The organism is Cellulosimicrobium sp. JZ28 (genome assembly GCF_015327065.1).
Lineage (GTDB): Bacteria > Actinomycetota > Actinomycetes > Actinomycetales > Cellulomonadaceae > Cellulosimicrobium > Cellulosimicrobium funkei.
This window is the reverse complement of the sequence record NZ_CP017660.1, coordinates 3,172,669-3,190,940: the sequence shown is the minus strand read 5'-3', so window position 1 is coordinate 3,190,940 and position 18,272 is coordinate 3,172,669. Positions and strand designations below refer to the sequence as shown.

The 18,272-nt window shown below is 75.6% G+C and carries 16 protein-coding genes and 1 pseudogene; 10 read left to right on the top strand and 7 right to left on the bottom strand.

What is annotated here, in order from left to right:
• The first annotated feature begins 72 nt into the window (after positions 1-72).
• From BJP59_RS14225 to BJP59_RS14200, 8 genes and pseudogenes are all read left to right on the top strand, one after another.
• Positions 73-1,320 carry an inositol-3-phosphate synthase gene (locus BJP59_RS14225; RefSeq protein WP_194521236.1) on the top strand — a complete coding sequence of 416 codons (1,248 nt, stop codon included), beginning with the start codon at positions 73-75 and terminating at the stop codon, positions 1,318-1,320.
• Positions 1,317-1,694, top strand: a pseudogene (locus BJP59_RS19865) (UbiA family prenyltransferase); the annotation flags it as partial. The gene BJP59_RS14225 and the pseudogene BJP59_RS19865, both read left to right, overlap by 4 nt.
• A gap of 32 nt (positions 1,695-1,726) precedes the next feature.
• Positions 1,727-2,233, top strand: a complete 507-nt coding sequence (locus BJP59_RS19860; RefSeq protein ID WP_228485471.1) for a hypothetical protein — start codon at positions 1,727-1,729, stop codon at positions 2,231-2,233.
• A gap of 7 nt (positions 2,234-2,240) precedes the next feature.
• The gene (locus BJP59_RS19855) at positions 2,241-3,155 is read left to right on the top strand and encodes a sugar phosphate isomerase/epimerase family protein (protein WP_228485443.1); all 915 of its coding nucleotides are present in this window, start codon (positions 2,241-2,243) and stop codon (positions 3,153-3,155) included.
• Positions 3,152-3,853: an EboA domain-containing protein gene (locus BJP59_RS19850; RefSeq protein ID WP_216608000.1), complete on the top strand. Its 702-nt coding sequence runs from the start codon at positions 3,152-3,154 to the stop codon at positions 3,851-3,853. Before BJP59_RS19855 ends, BJP59_RS19850 begins: the two co-directional genes overlap by 4 nt.
• Positions 3,853-4,731: a TatD family hydrolase gene (locus BJP59_RS14210; protein ID WP_194521235.1), complete on the top strand. Its 879-nt coding sequence runs from the start codon at positions 3,853-3,855 to the stop codon at positions 4,729-4,731. The genes BJP59_RS19850 and BJP59_RS14210 overlap by 1 nt, the downstream gene beginning before the upstream one ends.
• A 17-nt stretch (positions 4,732-4,748) precedes the next feature.
• A complete protein-coding gene (gene eboE, locus BJP59_RS14205) occupies positions 4,749-6,017 on the top strand; it encodes a metabolite traffic protein EboE (protein ID WP_194521234.1) in 1,269 nt (422 codons plus the stop codon).
• Entirely contained in the window at positions 6,014-7,432 is a 1,419-nt protein-coding gene (locus tag BJP59_RS14200; protein ID WP_085387332.1) for an alkaline phosphatase family protein, read from the top strand. Before eboE ends, BJP59_RS14200 begins: the two co-directional genes overlap by 4 nt.
• Positions 7,433-7,442: 10 nt before the next feature.
• Here BJP59_RS14200 and BJP59_RS14195 read toward each other — a convergent pair whose 3' ends face one another.
• From BJP59_RS14195 to BJP59_RS14175, 5 genes are all read right to left on the bottom strand, one after another.
• Positions 7,443-8,672, bottom strand: a complete 1,230-nt coding sequence (locus tag BJP59_RS14195; protein ID WP_194521233.1) for an alpha/beta hydrolase family protein — start codon at positions 8,670-8,672, stop codon at positions 7,443-7,445.
• Positions 8,673-8,799: 127 nt separating this feature from the next.
• On the bottom strand, positions 8,800-9,348 hold the full coding sequence (locus BJP59_RS14190) for a hypothetical protein (protein ID WP_043658818.1): 549 nt from the start codon (positions 9,346-9,348) through the stop codon (positions 8,800-8,802).
• An 85-nt stretch (positions 9,349-9,433) separates the two neighbouring features.
• Positions 9,434-10,126, bottom strand: coding sequence for a DUF4241 domain-containing protein (locus tag BJP59_RS14185; protein ID WP_171468354.1), 693 nt, complete (start codon positions 10,124-10,126; stop codon positions 9,434-9,436).
• Between the two features lie 120 nt (positions 10,127-10,246).
• Positions 10,247-10,996 carry an SAM-dependent methyltransferase gene (locus tag BJP59_RS14180; protein WP_194521232.1) on the bottom strand — a complete coding sequence of 250 codons (750 nt, stop codon included), beginning with the start codon at positions 10,994-10,996 and terminating at the stop codon, positions 10,247-10,249.
• 167 nt (positions 10,997-11,163) lie between these two features.
• Positions 11,164-14,766, bottom strand: a complete 3,603-nt coding sequence (locus tag BJP59_RS14175) for a S8 family peptidase (protein ID WP_194521231.1) — start codon at positions 14,764-14,766, stop codon at positions 11,164-11,166.
• A 297-nt stretch (positions 14,767-15,063) separates the two neighbouring features.
• On the opposite strand from BJP59_RS14175, the gene BJP59_RS14170 reads away from it, so the two are divergent.
• Both BJP59_RS14170 and BJP59_RS14165 read left to right on the top strand, forming a co-directional pair.
• Complete coding sequence (locus BJP59_RS14170; RefSeq protein ID WP_194521230.1) at positions 15,064-15,780, top strand: hypothetical protein; 717 nt, start codon at positions 15,064-15,066, stop codon at positions 15,778-15,780.
• A gap of 114 nt (positions 15,781-15,894) precedes the next feature.
• A complete protein-coding gene (locus BJP59_RS14165) occupies positions 15,895-16,338 on the top strand; it encodes an OsmC family peroxiredoxin (RefSeq protein ID WP_043658839.1) in 444 nt (147 codons plus the stop codon).
• Between the two features lie 97 nt (positions 16,339-16,435).
• Here BJP59_RS14165 and BJP59_RS14160 read toward each other — a convergent pair whose 3' ends face one another.
• Both BJP59_RS14160 and BJP59_RS14155 read right to left on the bottom strand, forming a co-directional pair.
• Positions 16,436-17,479 carry an NAD-dependent epimerase/dehydratase family protein gene (locus BJP59_RS14160; protein ID WP_144680050.1) on the bottom strand — a complete coding sequence of 348 codons (1,044 nt, stop codon included), beginning with the start codon at positions 17,477-17,479 and terminating at the stop codon, positions 16,436-16,438.
• Positions 17,480-17,520: 41 nt separating this feature from the next.
• The gene (locus BJP59_RS14155; RefSeq protein WP_086149727.1) at positions 17,521-18,231 is read right to left on the bottom strand and encodes a TetR/AcrR family transcriptional regulator; all 711 of its coding nucleotides are present in this window, start codon (positions 18,229-18,231) and stop codon (positions 17,521-17,523) included.
• Positions 18,232-18,272: the final 41 nt, after the last annotated feature.

The window sequence follows — 18,272 nt, the reverse complement described above, 5'->3', positions numbered from 1 at the left end:
GACGGTGGCAGGGAGGCCATCGTCGTCGTGATCGGCGGCGCCGCGGCGTCCGCCGTCGGAACGGGAGCAACGATGCACCACTTCGCCCCTGACGGATCGTCGGACCGCCCCGCCCCGGACGCGCGCACCGGGCTGTGGCTCGTCGGCGCCCGCGGCTCGGTCGCCACCACCGCCGCCCTCGGCCTCGCGGTGATCGCCGACGGACGCGCGGAGCCGACCGGGTGCGTCACCGCGGGCGAGCCCTTCGCCTCCGCCCCGCTGCCCGCGTTCGGCGACCTCGTCGTGGGCGGCCACGACATCTCCGACGTGTCGATGGTCAAGCGCGCCGAGCTGCTCGTCGAGGCCGGCATGATCGCGCCGCGCCTGCTCACCGCCGCGCACGCCGCGCTCGAGCGGGCCGACGCCGAGGTGCGCCCCGGCTACTCCGCCCACCCCGCCGAGGGCAGCGCGCGCGAGTCCCAGCAGGCCGCGGCGGAGCGCCTCGCGGCGGACATCGTGGACTTCCGCGAGCGCCACGGCCTCGCGCGCGTCGTCGTCGTCGACCTCGTGTCGACCGAGCCGCTGCCCGAGCCCGCGCCCGAGCTCTCCGACCGCGACCTGCTGCGCGCGGCGCTCGCGGACCCGGAGCGCGCGGTGCTGCCGCCGAGCTCGGTCACCGCGTACGCCGCGCTGCTCGCGGGCGCCCCGTTCGCCGAGTTCACGCCGTCGGCGAGCATGCACCTCCCGGTGCTGCTCGAGCTCGCGGAGGAGCGCGGCGTGCCCGTCGCGGGCCAGGACGGCAAGACCGGCCAGACGTGGCTGCGCACGATCCTCGCCCCGGCGTTCGGGGCCCGCGGGCTGCGCGTCCTGTCGTGGGCGGGGGCCAACCTGCTCGGCGGCGGGGACGGCGCCACGCTCGCCGACCCGCAGGCGGTGCAGAGCAAGCTCGTGTCCAAGTCGCGCGGGCTCCAGGACCTCACGGGCAGCGACGTCACGCCGCTGCACATCGACAACGTGCCCGACCTCGGGGACATCAAGGTCGCGTGGGACCACGTCCACGTCGAGGGCTTCCTCGGCTCGCGGCTCACGCTGCAGACCACGTGGTCCGCCTACGACTCGATGCTCGCCGCGCCGCTCGTGCTCGACCTGGCGCGCCTGCTCGCGCTCGCGGACGCGGCCGGGTACGCGGGCCCCGTCCCCGAGCTCGGCTTCTTCTTCAAGGACCCCTGGGGCAGCGGCGTGCACGACTTCGCCGCGCAGACCGTCGCGCTGTCCGACTGGGTCCGCGTGGCGACCGCCCGGGTGGGCGGCGACGCGACCGCCGCGGCCGACCGGTCGTGACGGGCTCCCTCCACGACCACCTGGACCTCGTCCGCGCCCCCGCGGTCCTCTCGGTGGTCGGTGACACGCTCGCGGGCGCAGCGGCGGCCGGGCACGCGCTCACGCCGCGCCGCGCGCTCCTGCCCCTCGCCTCGGCCTGCCTGTACGCGGGCGGCATGGCGCTCAACGACTACGCGGACCGGCACCTCGACGCGGTCGAGCGGCCCGAGCGGCCGATCCCGTCGGGCCGCGTGACGGAGCGGCGCGCCCTCCAGGTCGCCGTCGGCCTCACGGCCGCGGGCGTCGGTCTCGCCGCCGCGGGCGGGGGAGCGCGCGCGCTCGCCGTCGCCGTCCCGCTCGCCGCGAGCGTGTGGACGTACGACACGGTCGCCAAGGAGCGCGCGGCCGGTCCGCTCGTCATGGCCGCGTGCCGCGGGCTCGACGTGCTGCTCGGGCCGGCGCCGGGCACCTGCGCGCCGCGCTGCCGGCCGCGGCCGGGATGGCCGTGCACACCGCGGGCGTCACGTACCTGTCGCGCGGTGAGGTGCACGGCACGACGTCGTCCCTCGCCGCGGGCGTGGCCGCCGCCACCGCGGCGGGCGGGGCGGTCGTCGGCGCGGGGGCGGTGCGCCGGGCACGGGCGGCCGACGGCGGCGCGAACGGCCGGGCGCGCGTCGCGACGGCGGTCACCGGGGTCGCGGCCGCGGGCGCCTACCTCGCGACGTGCCTGCCCCGGCAGGTCGACGCCGCGATCACGCCGTCCGCCCAGAACGCGTTCGCCGCGACCAAGGCCGGGATCCGCGCGATGTTGCCGCTGCAGGCGGCGTGGTCCGCGCGCGGGGGAGCCTGGCGTCGGTGGGGGTGCTCGCGGGCGTCGAGGTCGCGGGCCGGCTGCTGCGCCGCGCGGGGCGGGCCCCGGGCCGCGCCGAGATGAGCGAGACGTGAGCGCGCCCGGCACCGCCGGGGACGCGATGCCCTTCACGCTCGGGTACGGCACCAACGGCTTCACCGACCACCCGCTCGACGTCGCGCTCGACGTGCTCGCCCACGAGGGCTACGGGGCGGTCGCGCTCACGCTCGGCTTCCCGCACCTCGACCCCTTCGCGGACGGCTGGGAGGACGAGGCCGCGGCGCTGCGCGCACGGCTCGCCGCGGCGCGCGACGGTGCGGGGATGCGCGTCGTCGTCGAGACGGGCACGCGCTTCCTCCTGGACCCGTTCCGCAAGCACCGCCCCACGCTCGTGGACGTCGAGGCCGACGCGCGGCTGCGGTTCCTGCGCCGCGCGGTGGAGATCGCGGCCGTGCTGGACGCGGAGTGCGTGTCCTTCTTCTCGGGGGTCCTGCCCGACGACGTGACCCCCGCCGAGGGCTGGACGCTCCTGCGCGAGCGCCTGCCCGCGCTCGTCGAGCACGCGCGCGACCACGGCGTCCGGCTCTCGCTCGAGCCCGAGCCCGGGATGCTCGTGGAGACGGTGGGCGACGCGCTGCGGCTGCGCGAAGAGCTGGGCGGCGACGGCGGCGACCTCGCGGACCTCGGGGTCACGGTCGACGTCGGGCACTGCCTCGTCGTCGAGCCCGACGGCGTGGTGGGCGCGCTGCGCGCGGCCGCCCCGTACCTCGCGAACGTGCAGCTCGACGACATGCCGCGCACCCACCACGAGCACCGCCCGTTCGGCGAGGGCGAGATCGACCTCCCGCTCGTGCTCGGCACGCTCGCCGACGTCGGGTACGCGGGCGTCGCGGCGGTCGAGCTGCCCCGCCACTCGTACGACGCCCCCGGCCTCGCGCACCGCAGCATGACAGCGCTGCACCGCGCGTGGGACGACCGCCCCCACCACCCCCAGGAGGTGCCATGACCGAGACCACCCGTCCCGACGCCCGCACGGCGGACGGGACCGCCCCGGGCGAGCGCTGGCTCGCCGAGGCGCGCGCCGCCGTCGCGCAGGACCCCGCGGCCGTGACGCGCGCGTTCGCGCTCGCGGGCCGCCAGGTGGGCCGCGTGCCCGTCCGCCCGGACACCGACCCCGCGGGGGTCGTGCACGGGACGGTCGACGACGCCGCCCGCGCCGACCTCGTGGTCGCGCTCGCCGAGGGGGCGGGTCGTGGCGGTGCCGACGGCGAGGCCGCCCTCGCGGCGCGGCTCGCGGACCTCTACCAGCACGGCGACACCGCCGAGCGGCGGGGCGTCCTGCGCGGTCTCGACGCCCTCACGGAGCGGGGGGCGCTGGCGGACGACGCCGCGCCGTCGGTCGTGGCGGTGGGCCGGGACCTCGCCGCGGACGCGCTCCGCACGAACGACCAGAGCCTCGTCGCGGCGGCCGTCGGGCCGTTCGCGGCCGCGCACCTCGACCCGCACGCGTGGCGCCACGCCGTGCTCAAGCTCGTCTTCATGGGCGTGAGCCTCGACGCCGTCGCCGGTCTCGACGATCGCGCGGACGACGAGCTCGCCCGCATGGCCCGCGACTTCGCCGCGGAGCGCCGCGCCGCGGGCCGCGTCGTGCCCGACGACGTCGCCCGCCTCGCCCCTGACGTCACCACCGGGAGGACCGCCTGATGCGCATCTTCGACCCCCACATCCACATGACCAGCCGCACGACCGACGACTACGAGGCCCTGTACGCCGCGGGCGTGCGTGCGCTCGTCGAGCCGGCGTTCTGGCTGGGCCAGCCGCGCACGAACGTGGGGTCGTTCCTCGACTACTTCGACGCGCTCCTGGGCTGGGAGCGGTTCCGGGCCGCCCAGTTCGGCATCCGCCACCACGCGACGATCGCCCTCAACCCCAAGGAGGCGAACGACGCGCGGTGCCGCGAGGTGCTCGACGAGATCCCGCGCTACCTGCTCAAGGACGGCGTCGTCGCCGTCGGCGAGGTCGGGTACGACTCGATGACGCCTGAGGAGGACGAGGTCTTCTCGCGCCAGCTCCAGATGGCCCGCGACGCGGCGCTGCCCGTGCTCGTGCACACGCCGCACCGCGACAAGCTGTCGGGGACGCGCCGCACGCTGGACGTCGTGCGCGAGTCGGGGATCGCGCCCGAGCACGTGCTCGTGGACCACCTCAACGAGACCAACGTCGCGCTCGTGCTCGACGCGGGCGCGTGGGCCGGGTTCTCGATCTACCCGGACACGAAGATGGACGAGGACCGCATGGTCGCGATCCTCCAGGAGCACGGCACCGAGCGGATGATCGTGAACTCCGCCGCCGACTGGGGCCGCTCCGACCCGCTCAAGACGCTCAAGACGGGGCAGGCGATGCTCGCCGCGGGCTTCACCGAGGACGACGCCGACCAGGTGCTGTGGCGCAACCCGGTCGAGTTCTACGGGCAGTCGGGCAACCTCGTGCTGGACCCGGTCCCCGGGTTCGTCGAGGGCGACCTCCCCACCCCGGGCGTGGAGTTCGAGGGCTCCTCCGTGCTGCGCGGCGCGCGGGCGTAGCGCGGGAAGGCTCGACCATGCTGCTGTCGTACTGCACCAACGTCCACCCGGCCGAGCACCTCGACGGGGTGCTCGACCAGCTCGTGCGCTACGCCGCGCCCGTGCGCGAGGCCGCGGGGCTCGACGTGCTCGGCGTCGGGCTGTGGATGCCGGCCGTGCTCGCGCACCGCCTCGCGGGCTCGCCCGACGACCGCGTGCGCCTGCGCGCCGTGCTCGACGAGCACGGCCTCCAGGTCCACACGCTCAACGCGTTCCCGTACGGCGGCTTCCACGCCGACGTCGTCAAGCTCGACGTCTACTCGCCCACGTGGGCCGACCCGGAGCGGCTCGCGTACACGCTCGAGTGCGCCGAGGTGCTGGCCGAGCTCCTGCCCGACGGCGTCGCCGGGTCGATCTCGACGCTGCCGCTCGCGTGGCGCGAGCCGTGGACCGACGCCGACGACGACGCCGCGACGCGCGCGTTCGCCGCGCTCGGGGAGGGCCTGCGCGACCTGCGCGAGCGCACGGGCAAGGTCGTGCGCGTCGCGGTCGAGCCCGAGCCGGGCTGCGTGCTCGACACGGTGGACGACGTCGTGGCCTGGCTCGCGGCGCGCACGGGGCCGGACGTGCCGGCGGACCGGCGCATCGACCCCGAGCACGTCGGCGTGTGCCTCGACACGTGCCACCTCGCCGTGTCCTTCGCGGACCGCCGCGCGGGGACGGCCGCGACGGTGCGCCGCATCACCGACGCGGGCCTGCGGGTCGTCAAGGTCCAGGCGTCGGCCGCACTGCACGTCGCGGACCCGGCCGACGACGCGGCGCGCGCCGCCGTCGGTGCGTTCGCCGAGCAGCGGTACATCCACCAGGTGCGCGAGCTCACCGCGGCGGGCGACGTGCTCGCCGCCGACGACCTGCCCGACGCCCTGGGCGGCGCGCTGCCCGCGGAGGGACCGTGGCGCGTGCACTTCCACGTGCCCCTGCACCACGAGCCCGCCGCGCCGCTCGCCGCGACGACGGACGTGCTGCGCGCGGCGGTCGACGCCGTCCGCGCGGCGCCGCACGGCGACGAGGCCCACCTCGACGTCGAGACGTACACGTGGGCCGTGCTGCCCGAGGGGGCCGCGACCGACTCGCTCGTCGCCGGCATCGCGGCCGAGCTGCGCTGGGCGACGACCCACCTCGCCGTGACCCACCTCGTCGCGACGCACGACGTCGCTGCCGCACGGACGGCGCACACCGAACCGCCCTCGGGGCCGACCGCGGACGACGCCGCGGCCGACCCGGGCACGACCAGGAGGACCGCATGAAGCCCGTGCTGCTGCTCGACGTCGTCGGGCTCACCTCGACCGCGCTCGCCCACATGCCGCGACTGCGCCAGCTCGCCGCGAGCGGCTGGCAGTCCGAGCTCGCGACGGTGCTGCCCGCCGTGACGTGCAGCGTCCAGTCGACGATGCTCACGGGGCTCAGCCCCGCCGAGCACGGGATCGTGGGCAACGGCTGGTACTTCCGCGAGCTCGGCGACGTCTACCTGTGGCGCCAGCACAACCGCCTCGTCGAGGGGGAGAAGCTCTGGGAGGCCGCGCGCCGGGCGCACGGCGAGTACTCGTCGGCGAACGTCTGCTGGTGGTACGCGATGGGCATGACGACGGACGTCACCGTCACGCCGCGCCCGATCTACCACGCGGACGGCCGCAAGTCCCCGGACGCCTACGTGCGCCCGGCGGCGCTCCACGACGACCTCGTCGGCCGGTTCGGCGAGTTCCCGCTGTTCACCTACTGGGGCCCGACGGCGGACATCACGTCGTCGCGGTGGATCGTCGACGCGACGCGGCACGTGCTGCGCACGCACGCGCCCGACCTCACGATGGCGTACGTCCCGCACCTCGACTACGACCTGCAGCGGTTCGGGCCCACGTCGCCGCAGGCCGACGCCGCGGCGGCCGAGCTCGACGCGACGCTCGCGCCGCTGCTCGACGACGCCGCGAACCAGGGCGTCACCGTGCTCGTGGTCTCCGAGTACGGCATCGCGGACGCCGACCGGCCCGTGCACCTCAACCGCATCCTGCGCCGGGAGGGCCTCCTCGAGGTCTACGTGCAGGACGGCAAGGAGCAGCTCGACCCGTGGACGTCGCGCGCGTTCGCGGTCGCGGACCACCAGGTCGCGCACGTGTACCTCGGCGACCAGCAGGACCCGGCGCTCCGGCGGCGCGTCACGGACCTGCTGCGCGGCGTCCCCGGCGTGGACGAGGTGCTCGACCGCGAGGCGCAGGCGCGGTACGGGCTCGACCACGAGCGGTCGGGCGACCTCGTCGTCGTCGCGGAGCCCGGCGCGTGGTTCACGTACTACTTCTGGCTCGACGACGCCCGCGCGCCCGAGTACGCGCGCGGCGTCGACATCCACCGCAAGCCCGGCTACGACCCCGCCGAGCTGTTCTTCGACCCGGCGGACCGGCTCGCGAAGGCGAAGGCCGGCCTCAACCTCGTGAAGAAGAAGGTGGGCCTGCGGTACGCGATGAGCACCGTGCCGCTCGACGCGTCGTACGTCAAGGGCTCGCACGGGCGGCTCCCCGACTCCTCCGCCGACACGCCGCTCGTGATCTGCTCGGACGCGGAGGTGCCGGCGTCGGTCGCGGGTGTGGTGGAGAGCGGGTCCGGGCAGGTTCCGGCCGCCGCGATCAAGGGCCTGGTGCTCGAGCTGCAGGGCCTCGGCGTCCGGGTCTGACGAGCGATCGCTACCGGGCGAGGCGCTCGTCGAGCCAGTCGAGAACGCGCTGCTCGACGAGCGCCCGCCCGAGGGGCTCGCAGTGCCCGCTCGCCCCCTCGTCGTCGCTGAAGGTGACGAGCGTCGCCCCGGGGACGAGCCCGGCCAGCCGCTCCGGCTGGCCGGGCCAGAACTGCTCGTCCTCCGGGCTCGTGACGAGCAGCGGCGTCGTGACCTGCGCGGCGACGTCGGAGGCGTCGTACCGGCGGACCTCGCGCAGCGTCGCGGCGAACCCCTCGACGCCGTACGGACGAGCGCGGAACCGCCACGTGCGGGCGGCGCCCTTCGACAGGCGCAGGCCGAGCGCCATGTCGCGGTCGAACGCGTGGTCGTCGCCCTTGTCCAGGAGCTTGAGGAGGCTCTTCGGCACCTCGCGCTCCCACGAGGTGGCCACGTCGACCACCCCCGGGTCGACGACGGCCGCGGCCGGGCGGTGCTCGAACGCGAGCGCGCGCGTGACCCAGTAGCCGGCCTGGCTGATCCCGTAGACCGCGACGCGGTCGGGATCGACGTCGGCCCGCCCGGCGACCGCGTCGAGCACGGGCGTGAGGACCGCCTCGAAGTCGGGACGGAACGGCACCCCGTGCTCGAAGAGCATCGACTGCTGGCCCGGGCCGTCGAACACGAGCGCGTGGTACCCGCGGCTCACCGCCCCGGACACGACGGCCGACCACAGCGCCGGCAGCGAGCCGTCCGAGCCGTTCACCGCGAGGACGACGCGCCCCCGGGTCCCGGGGTCGACGCCCGGGGCGCGGAAGAAGTACCCCGGGAGCGTCGTGCTCTCGTAAGGGATCGGGAAGCGCTCGACCTCGAGGTCCACGAGGTCGACCCAGCGGTCCCACGCCGCCCGGTGCTTGCGGAACGTCGGCAGCAGCGCGGCGTCGTCCTCGAGCCCGGACACCGCGTTCACCGCGACGCCGAGGTAGGTCGCCGCGCGCAGGTACGCGGAGGCGGCGCTCACGCGGTGCCCGCGCGCCGCGCACGACTCGCCGGTCGCGGCCAGGCGGTCGCCGAGCGCGTCCCAGGCGCGGAACCACGCGCGGTGGTCCGTGCCGACGTCGGCCACGGCCGCGAGCACCTCGCCGACGTCGGCGGCGCCGCTGAACGCGGCGCCGAGGACCGTGCGGATCTCGAAGTCGAGGTCGGGGTCGTGGGAGAAGCGTCCGGAAAGGCTGCTCCGGTGTGTGCCGTGCCCGGTCATGGGGTGCCCCTGCCGTCCTGGGAGGTACGGAACCCCACCCAGGGTAGGAGCGGTCGGGCGCTGGCGCGCGGCGAGGGACGGACGCGCGTGGTCGTGCGCGGTCGATGCGGGGGTGCAGGACGGCGGGTCAGGCGCGGGTGACGGCACCCACGACGAGCGTCGCGACGACGCCCAGCACGAAGACGGCGGTGCACACGCCGCCCACGACCCGCGCTGCGCGCAGCCCTGCGGGGGCCGGCGCGTCGCCCGGGTCGAGGAACCCGACGAACGCCGACCCGGCGTACGAGGGCCGGATCGGCACGTGGAACTGACGGACGTCGTGGTCGGTCAGCGCCGGCGGCGGCTGGTGCGCGAGCGCCGCCTCGACGCGACGGCGGCGCAGGCGACCGACCTGCAGCACGTACCCCGCGAGGACGCCGTACTGGCTGAGGTAGAACAGGCCCAGCGCGAGCACCGTCGTCCCGAGGCAGACGCCCGTCGCGGACCGCATCGACACCAGCAGGGCCACCCCGCCGGCGGTGAGCGCGGCGCCGAGGAGCAGCCACAGGGGCAGGACGGCCCAGGAGCCCGAGCGGTCGTCGGCGTACGGCGAGGCGGGCTGCGCCGGACGGCTCGAGTCCGCGAGCTGGTCCGCGAGCCGGCTCGCGGACGGCTTCTCGTCTTCCCACCAGGCCATCGGGCCCCTCCTTCGTCGCGGGTCGTCACCTGACCCGGAACGCTAGCCGCCCGCGCGCCGCCGCTCCATGGGGAGCGGTGCCCGCCTAGTCGTCGTCCTCGTCGTCGGGCAGCGCGACGAGCAGGTCGAGGTGCAGCCCGAGCACCGTGCCGTCCGCGGCGACGGTCCGCACGAGCGGGTAGAAGCCGTCGCCCCAGCCGGAGTGCGCGAGCACGACGTTCTCGCCGTCCTGCGCGCCGGGCAGCAGGATGTTCGCCGACCCCTCGCGCAGGTGGTCGGGGGAGTCCGTGAGCGCGAACCAGCTCGTGTCGGTGCCGTCGTCGAACACCTCGTCGTACCAGTCGCCCTCCGGCATGAGCCGGGCGACGGCGTCGGCGTCGGCGAACGCGACCGTCCCGGCGTCCACCGGCACGCCGTAGGCGGCGCCCGCCTCGGGCGGGCCGTCCGCGCCCTCGGGGACCACGGGCTCGACGGCGGCGACCTCGCCTTCGGCGAGCACGACGCTCAGGTACGCCTCGCGCAGGTGGGAGCCGTCCTGCTCGTCGGAGACGTCGGCGACGGTGACGCGCACCGGGTACCGGCCCGGCTCGACCGGCACGACGAGCCCGTGGCCGAGCAGCGTGAACGGGTCGGACGCCTCCAGGCGCCCGCTGGGGAGCACGAGCTCGCCCAGGTCGTGGACCGTCAGCGTGTAGTCGGGGCCGTCGGCTGCGCCCGTGCCGGCGGCGGGGCCGGGGCGCAGGGCGAAGAACGTGTCGGGGGAGGGGAAGTCGCTCACGCCCGCGAGCGTAGCGGGCCGCGCCCACGCCGACGGCAGGGCCACCGCGCGACGTGTGGCGGAGTCCGGCAGGAGGGCGGTACGGCCGCAGTCGTCACACGACAGCGACGTGCATGCCGGTCAGTCACGCGTGCTGACGTCGTGCAGGACGAAGGTGGCGAACCCTAGCTCGCCTCGTGCGCCGCTCAGCCAGGCGTCGCGATTCCCGCGTGCGGCGGCAAGTGCCTGGTCGCGATCCTCGGTCGTCGGGGCCTCCCGCACGGCCCAGTCGACGAGCGACCCGGTCCAGCTGAAGTGGTAGTCGTCCCACTCGGCCACCGTGCTGACGTGCCCGTACGACGGCTCGAACCCGTGCTCGCGGACGGCTCGCACGAAGCCGACGAGGTCGGGATAGGCGTCGGCGGAGACCTCGAGCGCTGCCAGCGCAGAAGCCGACGGGGAGCCCTCCCAGAGGCTGTCACCGACCAGCGCCTGGCCACCGGGGCGCAAGCGCCGCCGGACAGCGGCCAGCATGTCCTCCAGCCTGCCGAAGGCGTGGCTCGCACCGATGCACAGCACCACGTCGAAGACCCCGTCGTCCCAGGTGGCGGCATCCGTCTCGATCCAGCGCACCCGGTCGCTCAGCTTCCGCTCCTCGGCACGCCGGGCGGCAGAGGCCGGGAGCATGTGGTCGATCCCCACGCCGGCGGTCCCGGGGTGTGCGAGCAGCAGCTCCTGCAGCCACTCGCCCTCGCCGCACCCGAGGTCGACGGCGCGGGCGCCGTCGCTCGGGCTCAGCCAGCCGACCAGCTCGCGCAGCCGCTCGGGCGCCACCGGCGCTCCGATCGGATGGCGCCGGTGGGCGATGTCGAAGATCTCGGAGCGTTCCACCTCGGCGACGCTACAGGCCACCGCCTGCCCGCGCCGACGCCGTCCGACGAGCCGTCACCCGTGGCTCACGCAGCCCTGGACACGCCGACGGCGCCCGGTCCGTGGGGACCGGGCGCCGTCGGGCGGTGTCGCTCGAGCGTCCGCGAGGGGCGCTCAGGCGGCGGGCGTCACGAGCAGCTCAGCGCCTCGTAGTCGGCGTCGTAGGTCGTGGTGACCTCCTCGCCGTCGATCTCGGCGGTGAGCGTGGCCGTCACCGAGCCCGCGTCGAACGACGCGGCGCGCGACGAGAACGACCGGTAGGCGTTCTTGCCGTCCTTGACGTTCGGGAACGTCTTCTCGCCGTGCGGCGTGGTCACGACGACGTCGGCCGTCGCGCCCGACTCGTTGAGCACGCGCACCGCGACGTGAGCCTTGCCGCCGAGGCAGCGCGCCTCGGCCGTGACGGTCGCGTCGACGACGGCCGACGTCGTGACGTCCACGGTCTGCCAGCGCGAGGTCGGCGTCGCGTTGTGCAGGTGCAGCAGCAGGAGCTTCCCGCTGCCGGCCTCGACCGCCGACTCCGAGCGGTGCACGGTGATCGGCGCGTCGTCGGCCCCGGCGTACACGAGCTCGCCCTCGCCCCCGAACCAGTAGGCCGGGTCGTACGGGTCGGCCGTGAACGTCTCGCTCGCGTCGACGAGCTGGTCGGCGGCCTGCGAGTACGGCGAGTACGTGAGGACCTGGAAGGTCGGCACGTCGCCCTCCTCGATGCCGAGCGACCCGATGCCGACCGGGATGACGACGACGTTGTTGTCGAACACGGAGGTGTCGACGTCGCCCCAGACGGTGTTGACCGGCTGCTGGTCGATGACGTCGCCGGCGTCGTGCTCGGTGCCGTCGGGGTCGGTCCAGTCCTTGAGCGTGTACGTCACGGCCAGCGTGACGTCGATCTCGGTGTCGAACTTCACGGCCGCGACCTCGAAGTCGGCCGAGCCGTCGGAGTCGACGTCGACCTCGACCGCGGGGATCGAGACGGAGCCGAGGCTCGCCCACTCCCCGTCCATCGCGACGCCGATGCCCATGAAGCCGTCGGCCGGGTCGCCCCCGGCTGCGGCCTCCTGCGGCGCCGTGGACGCGAAGCCGACCGCGCGCACGTCGGCCGCCGCGATGGCCGACGCCGAGGCGCCCACCGCCGCGTCCGCCTCGAGGCGGGGGCTCGTGGTCTTGAGCTCGAACGGCGCGACGAGCGACGTCCAGCCGCCGGAGTCGACGCCGCGGCCGTCGAGGTCGAGCTCGGCGGTCGTCGCGGTGCCCGGGAAGGCGACGGGCTTGCCGGACAGGTCGCTCACGAGCCGCGGCGACGCCTGCACGGGGACGCGCAGCTCGCTGCCGCCGTCGGTCGGGGTGAGGACCACGCGGCCGCTCACCGAGGACACGAAGTCGCGCGGCACGCCGACCCCGGAGTCGGCCGACGACGTCGGGTCGAGCTCCTTGGCGAGCGTCGCCGGGTCCGCCGTGAGGGTCACGGTGACGACGGTGCGCTGGCCGGCGGGGACGGTGATCGACGCGGGCGCGACGGAGACGGTGGCGCCGCCGGCCGTGCTCGACTGCGTGAAGCCGGTCGAGTACGTCTTCGGGGCGTCGCCGGTGTTCTGCACCGTCACGGTCTTGCGGACCGTCACCGGGTCCGCACCCACGGGCACGACGCCGAACGCGACGGACACCTGGTCGGAGTCCTGCGACGCGTAGGCGAGGGTCGTGTTCGTGGCGGCGTCGACGGCGTCGACCCGGCCGGAGCCCACGCGCTCGGGACCGTACGCGGTGCCCGTGCCCGAGGGGCCGGTGAAGACGTCGTGCGTCGCGGTGTTCATGACCGACGCCTTGACCTCGGCCGGCGCCCAGCCCGGGTGGGCCTGCTTGACGAGGGCCGCGATCCCCGCGACGTGCGGGGTGGCCATCGAGGTGCCGGACTTGATGCTCGCGCCGACCAGGCGGCCGGACGCGACGGACGCGATGCCGGTGCCGGGCGCCGCGACGTCGGGCTTGGCGACGCCGAGCGAGCCGTGCACGCCGCGCGACGAGCCGCTGTTCAGCGTGTCGCCGATCTCCGGGATCGAGACGAACGACGACAGCGCGAGCGACGGGCCGACGGTCAGCGTGACCTCACCGGCCTCGATCGCCGGGCGCAGCGCGGCGTGGCTCGGGCCCGTGAGCTGGGCGCCGGGGATGCCGGGGTTGCCCGCGATGCCCGCGACGAACGACGACAGCTCGGAGGACAGCAGCACGCCGACGGCACCCGCGGCCTCCGCGTTGTTGAAGCGCGCGGCGCTGCCGCACGCGCGCGTCGCGTCGTCGTCGTCCCAGTAGAGGAACGCGATCTTGCCCGCGACGGCCGCCGCCTGCTCGGGCGTGAACGGGTCGCAGCCGGAGAAGTCGTCCGCGACGAACGCGACCGGGGCCGTGACGTCCGCGGTGCCCGCGTACGCCTGCGAGTTCTGCGCCGGGTACGTGCCGGCGAGGGACTCCGGCGCCTCGACGCGGACCGCGTCGAACGTCTGCGTGTCGCCGACCGAGTTCGCGACCGTCAGCGCGGTGCGCGCGTTGCCGGGCGAGCCGCCGACGTCGGTCACGTCGCCCGCGTTGCCCGACGCGATGACGGACAGCGTGCCCAGGCGCGAGAGCTGGTCGATGAAGAGGTTCTCCGGGTCGTCCGCGGGCGAGCCGTCGGAGCCGAGGGAGAGGTTGACGATGTCGAGGCGGTCGGAGAGGTCACCGTCGCCGTTCGGGTCGGCCGCCCACTCGAGCGCGTCGACGACGACGCCCGTCGAGCCGCCGAGGTCGCCGAACACCTTGAGCGCGTAGATGCCCGCCTGGGGCGCGGAGCCCGGGCCGACCTGCCAGTCGGAGATGTCGGTGAGCGTCGAGTAGTCGCCGTCGAACGTCTCGCCGTCGGCCGTGACGCCGTACGCCGCCGTCGTGCCGGCCACGTGCGAGCCGTGGCCCGAGCCGACCGAGTCGAGCGAGTCGATGGGGTTCTCGTCGGGCGTCGGCACGAGCGTCGTGCCGGGGACGGTGCCGCTCGCGTCGTAGTCGTACCCGGCGAAGTCGTGGCCGCCGAGGAACTTCAGCTCGTCGTACGTGCCCTCCGGGACCGGGCCGGTGCCGCGGTCGCCGTAGGCCTCGTCGAACGCCTCCTGCGTGCCGGGGCCGCCGAACGCCTTGTGGGTGTAGTCGACGCCGGTGTCGATGATGCCGATGCGCACGCCCTCGCCGGTGAGGCCGGTGCTCTGCCACGTCTCGAGCGCGCGCGTGAACACGTCCGTGCCCTTGTTCGCGGGCTTCTTGGGGATGATCCGGTAGACCGTGCGGACGGAGGCGTCGCGCGCGAGGTCGCGCACGCGGGCCGCGTCGCCCGTGACGACGACGCCCGCGACGAGCGTGCTCGTGACCGACACCTGCTGCGGGTTGCGCGCGCCCGCGCTGCGGGCGGTCGCCTGCTGCGGGACGACGTCGTCCGCGAGCTGCGCGACCTCCTGCGCGTTGGCCTCGACCTCGTCGGGGCTCGCGCCCTGCGCCGTGAGGTCGACCGCCGACGGCGCGTCGAGCTCGACGAACGCGGTGACCGTGCCGGTCGCCTTGGCGAGCGACGGCGCGACCTTCTCGGTCGGCTCGAGGGACGCGCCCGACTGCACGCCGAAGGCGTTGCCGGGGTCGGGCGGCGGGTCCGCGGCGGCGGGCGCGGCGGCGGCCGCGACGACCGCGAGGCTCGCGGCGGCGGCGGTCAGTGACACGGGTAGAGAACGGTGCTTCATCGACACTCATCTCCCCGGCAGTGCCGGTTCGGCGAAGGGTTCGTGGATGGGTCCTTCCCAGCGGTCTCGCCCGGGTGGGACCGAGGCCACCCGAGCACGGTAACCAACGACCGCCCGACCTGCCCAGCGGCAGGGGACCTCCGCCGGGCCCCGAGGGACCGTCCGCCCTAGGATGCGGGCGGGGTCACGGGACGTGGCCGTCCTGTGGGAGTCCCCTTCCCGCGTCAGGTCCACGGGGTGCGAACCCGGGGGCGTGGCCCACGCAGAAGGAGAACCATGACCAGCACTCCGCTCCGCGCCCTGTCCGCCGGCCTCGTCGCCGGTCTCGTGCTGGTGGGCGCCGTCGCCGGCCCGGCGCTCGCCTCGCCGTCGGGCGTCCGGGCCGCCCCGGGTGACGACCTCGCGGCGGTCCCGCTCGCCGACCAGCCCGTCGCGACCGGCGAGAGCTGCGCCGTCGAGGCCCAGCCTCTCCTCCCCGGCGAGGACCCTGCCTCGCTGCCCGCCGCACCCGAGGTGTGCTTCGGCTCGCTCGAGGAGGCGCTCGAGTTCGTGTCGGGGGACGAGGTCGCGCCGTCGCGCCTCGGTCGCGCCACGCGGGCCGACGTCGACGGCCTCGTCGGCGAGCTCAACGCGACTACGACGGCGGGCCCGCGGGCCGCGGCGGAGCGGGCGACGACGGCCGCGGCCGGGTCGATCGTGCTCGGCGTGCTGTGGCGGGACCCGAGCTACAAGGGCGCGTCGAAGGTGCTCTACGGGTCGGGTACGAACGGGTGCCACACCGGCTCGACGTACGGGTTCCCGAACCTCGCGAACCTTCTCATGAACAACGTCGTCTCCTCGGCGTCGACGTACGCCGGGTGCTGGGTGACGCTCTACGACTCCTACTCGTACGCGGGCACGAAGAAGAACTGCACGCCGCACTGCGCGACCCTGGGCTCGTTCGACGACCGCGCGTCGTCGGTCGTCTACCGCCCGGCGGGCACGCTCGGCTGAGCGCGCCGCGTGACGCAGACCTCACGCACCCCGTCCCGGCGGGGCGTGGCGCGGCGGGTTACGGTCGGGGCACCGGGTCCTGCCCGGGACCCACGACGTCGAAGGAGATCTCGCATGCCCACCCGTATCGCACGCACCGCCTGGAACGGCGGCCTCCAGGACGGCCAGGGCCAGGTCGAGCTCACGAGCTCGAAGGTCGGGACGTACGACGTGTCCTTCCCGCGTCGCGCCGCCGACGACGCGGGCGGGGTCACGAGCCCCGAGGAGCTCATCGCCGCCGCGCACTCGTCCTGCTACGCGATGCAGTTCTCCGCGCTGCTCGGTGAGGCCGGCGCGACGCCCGTCTCGCTCGAGGTCACGGCGGAGGTCACCCTCGCGCCGGACCCGGCGGGCGGCTTCCAGATCCCGGAGATCGCGCTGACCGTCCGCGGCGAGGTCGAGGGCATCGACGCCGCCGGCTTCCAGCAGGCGGCGGAGGCGGCCAAGGCCTCGTGCCCCGTCTCGAAGGCGCTCGCGGGCGTCCCGACGATCACGCTGGACGCCACGCTCGAGAGCTGACCCCGGCACCGACGACGGACCCCGGGCCGCGCACCGCTGGACGGTGCACGACCCGGGGTCCGTCGTGTCAGGGGCGTGGTGCCGCGAGCGGGTCCGGTCAGCGAGGGAGGAGCGGGGGCGAGGACGTCCCGGCGCCCGCCCGGATGCCGTCGACGAGCTCGGCGAGCGTGTCCTTCGCGCCGTGCACGGGGCGCCAGCGCAGCAGCTCCGTCGCGAGCTCGGTGTCGAGCACGGGCACGCGCATCGCCATGTCGAGCCAGCCCTCGCCGACGGGCGCGAGGCGCGCGCGCCACGCGACGGCGACGGCGGTCCGCGCCGTCGCGTAGGGCACGGTGCGCAGCGAGCCGTCCGCGACGACGTCGGCCACGTCCTGCGCCGTGAGCACCGTGGGGTGGGCGACGTTGAACGGCCCGGGGTGCCGGCCCACGACGATCCGGGCGTACGCGTCCGCGAGGTCGTCGGCGTGCACGACCTGGAGCCGCAGGCCGTCGGGCAGCGGGACCGTCGGGAGCGGGTCACGACGCAGCACGCGCGTGCCGAGCGGGCCGAGGAAGTACCGCGCGATCTCGGAGCCCGCGTCGCGCTGGAACACGAGCGCCGAGCGGACGCGCGAGACGACGATCCCCGTCTCCCGGTCGAGGTCGTCGAGCAGCGTCTCGACGGCGGCCTTGTCCTCCGAGTACGACGAGCCCGGGACGCCCTCGACGGGCCAGCCCTCGTTCACCGGGGTGTCGCGCGCGTCGCCCGCGTACGGGGCGGGGGAGTAGGCGCCGACGGACGACGCCACGACGACGTGCGCGACGCCCGCCCGCTGCGCCGCCTCGACGACCCGGCGCGTGCCCTCGACGTTGACGCGCCGCAGCCGCTTGCGGTCGTGGCTCGGCTGGATCGCCCACGCGAGGTGCACGACGACGTCCGCCCCCGCGAACGCGGCGTCGAGCCGCTGGTCCGCGTCGGAGGCCGCGACGTCGGCGTACCGCCAGGTCGCGACGTCGTGCGGGAAGCGCACGGTGCTCGACCCGTCGGCGCGCGGCACGCGCCGAGCGACCGCCACGACGGACGTCACGACCGGCTCCTCCGCGAGCCGGCGCAGGACCGCCGTGCCGACGTTCCCGCTCGCTCCGACGACCACCACGCGCATGCGCTGCCTCCCGACCTCGTCCGCTGCCCGTCGCCCCGACGCTAGCCCGCCGCGGGCGAGTTCGCCCGGGCGATGGCCAGGACGGCGCCGCGCGCGGGCTCGGGGAGCTCGGGCACGAGCACGACGGCGCTCGCGAGCACGAGGCTCTCGATGTCCGCGCGGCTCAGGTCCCCGCCGCCGAGCCACGCGGCCGTGACGTTCTCCACGAGCGCGACCCAGCCCGCGGCGAGCAGCCGGAGACGGGGCGTCGTGGGCAGCGCGTCCGTCGTGGTGGCGCTCACGGTCGAGGTCAGGCGCGCGACGAGGCTGTCGCGGACGCGCGCGAGCGCCTCCTGGGTGGCGTCGTCCTCGGCGAGCACCCCGCGCCACAGGTCCTGCCAGACGAGCCGGCGCGCCTCGACGGCGTCGAGGTAGGAGGCGACGGCGAGCGCCGGGCGCTCGACGAGGGGACGATCGTCCGGTGCGACCGTCGCCGCCTCGAGCTCCGCCACGGCCTCCAGCGCGACGGCCCGGCGCAGCCCGGCCGTGGACGCGAAGTAGTGGAAGACGAGCGCCTTCGACGCCCCCGAGCGGGCCGCGACGGCCGCCGGCGTCAGGGCGTCGAGGCCGTGCTCGTCGGCGTGGCGCGCGGCCGCGTCGAGCAGCTCGCGCCGTCGGTCGGCGGGCTCGCGCCGTCGGCGGGCGCCGCCCGGCCGGGCGCGCACGGAGCCGTCGGCGCCGGAGGGGCCGGCGGGGGTGGGCGTGCGAGGCATGACACCGTTCTACGCTGTTGTTGACCGCGAGTCAACAAGAG